Raw genomic sequence first — 3368 nt, 5'->3', positions numbered from 1 at the left:
AATCAGATTCCCTCAAGGAGCCCTTCACGGACTTTCGGCGGGCTACTGAGCGGGGAGGATGCGGCCCCGGACTTCGCCGAAGCCCAGTTTCGCGCCGCTGCTGGTGGTGGCGGCGCCGGTGATGACGACCTCGTCGCCGTCTTGCAGGAAGGTCCGGGTTTCGCCGTTGACGGTCAGGGGGTCCCGGCCGCCCCAGGAGAGTTCCAGGAACGAGCCGCGTTCGGACGGTTCCGCTCCGGAGATCGTGCCGGATCCGTAGAGGTCGCCGGTGCGGGCGGAGGCGCCGTTGACGGTCAGGTGGGCCAGCATCTGGGCGGGCGACCAGTACATCTCGCGGTACGGCGGGCGGGCGACTTCCTGGCCGTTCCACTCCACGACCAGGTTGACGTCCAAGCCCCACGGGGACGTTTCCCGCAGGTAGGGCAGGGGTTCCGGCGAGGTCTGGCCGGGCAGCGGGACCCGGGCGTCGGCCAGCGCCAGCACCGGGACCACCCACGGCGAGATCGACGTGGCGAAGCTCTTGCCCAGGTTCGGGCCCAGCGGCACGTACTCCCAGGCCTGGATGTCGCGGGCGGACCAGTCGTTCAGCAGGACCGCGCCGAAAACGTGGCGAGGGAAGTCGTCTGGCGAGATCGGGGTGTTGGCGGGAGTGCCCGCCCCGACGATGAAGCCCAGTTCCGCCTCGATGTCCAGGCGGGTGCTCGGGCCGAACACCGGACCGTCCTCGCCCTTGCGCTGGCCGCTCGGGCGCACCACGTCGGTGCCGGACACGTAGACGGTGCCGGAGCGGCCGTGGTAGCCGACCGGGAGGTGTTTCCAGTTGGGCAGCAACGGTTCCGCGTCCGGGCGGAACAGCCGGCCGACGTTCGACGCGTGGTGTTCCGAGGCGTAGAAGTCCACGTAATCGGCGACGTCGACGGGCAGGTGCAGCTTGACGTCGCCGACCGCGTGCACCGCTTCGGCGGGCACTTCGCCGGTCACCAGCGACTGCAGTCGCGCGCGGACCTCGACCGAGCGGTCGTAGCCCTGCGCCATGAAGGCGTTGAGCGTCGGTTCGGCGAAGACCGCGTCGCCCAAGGCGATCGACAGGTCCAGCACGTGCTCGCCCACGCGCACGCCCACCCGGGGACTGCCGCCGTCTGCCGAGAAAATGCCGTACGGCAGGTTTTCGACGCCGAAGGGGGAGCCGGCGGGAATGTCGAGCACGGTCATGCGGGGGCTCCGATCAGGCCTAGGTCTGTCAGTTCGGTGAGCGGGTCGGTGATGCTGCAGGTGCCGAACGAAGTGAACCGCGCCCGGGCCGCGGCGAGGCGTTCCGGAGCCAGCGCGCGGACGCGGTCGGCGACCACAGCGCTGTCGCGTTCGGCAAGCAGGGCAACGACTTCCTCGTCTCCGGCACCGCGGTCGACTGCCTCGGCGGCGAGAAGGAGATTGAGGAATCCGTGTTGTTCGAAACCCGTGGTGGGGTCGGTGTTGCGGATCGCGTGGTGCAGTCCCGCGGTCGCCTTGAACGGCACGCCCGCCTCGACGGTCGCGCGGATCGCGGCGGCGAGTTCGGCTTCGTCCGGGTAATACTCGGCGGATGTGCCGCCGGTGCGGAACTTCGCCTTGTGAGGGGTGCCGGAAAGCGCTTGCAGCAACGGAACCCGGCGTTCGTCGCGCGGGATTTCCACGGCGACCGGGACCGGGCAACCGTCCACTGCGGACAGAAACTCGGCGACGGTCATTCCTTGCGGCACCGCGATTTCCAGCGATTCGACCGACACCGGCAGGCCGTCGACGGCCTCGAGCACGTCGGCGATCCCGGCCGGGCCGGCGGGCAGCGTCACGGTGAGCGGCAACGGGGTTTCCCGGCCCGCGACAACTTCGGCCAGCTCCGCCAAACCGGACGCGGCGACGACCAGCGGGCCGACCATCGCGGCGTACGAGGAAGCGGTGTGCCGGTCGTGCGCGGCGACGGCGTCCGGCAGCGGGGCGAGGCCGGGCGGGAAGACCGCCGCGTCGTCCAGCAGACCTCGGGTCAGTGCTTCGGTCACGACTGCGGTCCCCGTCCTGCCCAGGTCCAGGCGTAGCCGGGGTCGTCGCTCGCGTGGCCGCCCTCGCCGATTTCCAGCGGGCGGAACGTGTCGACCATGACGGCCAGCTCGTCGAAGAACTCCGCGCCGATCGAGCGTTCCACCGCGCCCGGCTGCGGGCCGTGGCTGTGCCCGCCGGGGTGCAGGCTGATCGAGCCCTGGCCGATGCCGGAGCCCTTGCGTGCCTCGTAGTTCCCGCCGCAGTAGAACATCACCTCGTCGGAGTCCACATTGGAATGGTAGTACGGCACCGGGATCGACAGCGGGTGGTAATCGACCTTGCGCGGCACGAAGTTGCAGATGACGAAGTTGTTGCCCTCGAACACCTGGTGCACGGGCGGCGGCTGGTGCACGCGGCCGGTGATGGGCTCGAAATCGGAGATGTTGAACGTGTACGGGTACAGGCAGCCGTCCCAGCCGACCACGTCGAACGGGTGCGTCGGGTACACGTAGCGCGTGCCGACGACGCCGCGCGAGCCGCGGTGCTTCACCAGCACCTCGACGTCGGTGCCCTCGACGACCAGCGGTTCGGCCGGGCCGTGCAGGTCGCGCTCGCAGTACGGCGCGTGCTCCAGCAGCTGGCCGTAGCGCGACAGGTAGCGCTTCGGCGGTGCGATGTGCGAGTTCGCCTCGATCACGTAGGCGCGCAACGGTTCCGGGCCCTTCGGCACCCAGCGGTGCGTCGTGGCGCGGGGGAGGATCACGTAGTCGCCGGTGCGGGCGGGCAGCGCGCCGAACACCGTCTCGACGACCGCTTCGCCGGACTCGACGTACACGCATTCGTCGCCGATCGCGTTGCGGTACAACGGAGAAGCCTCGCCGGCGGCGACGTAGGAGATCCGCACGTCGCCGTTGCCGAGCACGAGCCGGCGGTTGTTGACGACGTCCGCGCTCTTCCATTCTTCGCCCGGGAACAGCATGTGCAGCTTGAGGTGCAGCGGCTTGAGCGGCCGGTTCTCGGTGAGCGTCTGGTCCGGCAGTTCCCACGGCGTCGCGTCCACGATCGCGGACGGGATGCCGCGGTGGTACAGCAGCGAAGAGTCGGAGGAGAAGCCCTCCTCGCCCATCAGCTCCTCGGAATAGAGCCCGCCTTCGGGCGTGCGGTGCTGGGTGTGCCGCTTAGGCGGGATGCTGCCCGCGCTGCGGTAGTAGGCCATGGGTCGCCTCCTCGGCGCGAAGTGATTAAAGTATGTACTACTTTGTGGCCAGCGTAGTCCCCCCGTCGCGCCAGGGGAAGGGGCTGGCGGCTGTCCGTGAAGGGCTCCTTGAGGGAATCAGATTCCCACAAGGATC

Annotated in this window: 3 protein-coding genes; all 3 read right to left on the bottom strand. The window is 69.4% G+C overall.

Annotated features, from left to right (window positions below):
- Positions 1 to 42: 42 nt before the first annotated feature.
- From fahA to ACWGIC_RS44780, 3 genes are read right to left on the bottom strand one after another with little or no spacing between them, the layout of a single operon-like run.
- A complete protein-coding gene (gene fahA, locus ACWGIC_RS44790; RefSeq protein ID WP_452082040.1) occupies positions 43 to 1212 on the bottom strand; it encodes a fumarylacetoacetase in 1170 nt (389 codons plus the stop codon).
- A complete protein-coding gene (locus ACWGIC_RS44785; RefSeq protein ID WP_452082041.1) occupies positions 1209 to 2066 on the bottom strand; it encodes a hypothetical protein in 858 nt (285 codons plus the stop codon). The genes fahA and ACWGIC_RS44785 overlap by 4 nt, the downstream gene beginning before the upstream one ends.
- A complete protein-coding gene (locus ACWGIC_RS44780; protein ID WP_452082039.1) occupies positions 2033 to 3232 on the bottom strand; it encodes a cupin domain-containing protein in 1200 nt (399 codons plus the stop codon). Before ACWGIC_RS44780 ends, ACWGIC_RS44785 begins: the two co-directional genes overlap by 34 nt.
- Positions 3233 to 3368 lie beyond the last annotated feature (136 nt).

The organism is Amycolatopsis sp. NPDC054798 (assembly GCF_053611505.1).
The sequence above is the reverse complement of the archived record's forward strand: the minus strand, read 5'-3'. Positions and strand labels throughout refer to the sequence as shown.

Coding starts and splice junctions, on each gene's coding strand:
- fahA (WP_452082040.1), bottom strand. CDS start 1,212: ATGACCGTGCTCGACATTCCCGCCGGCTCCCCCTTCGGCGTCGAAAAC.
- ACWGIC_RS44780 (WP_452082039.1), bottom strand. CDS start 3,232: ATGGCCTACTACCGCAGCGCGGGCAGCATCCCGCCTAAGCGGCACACC.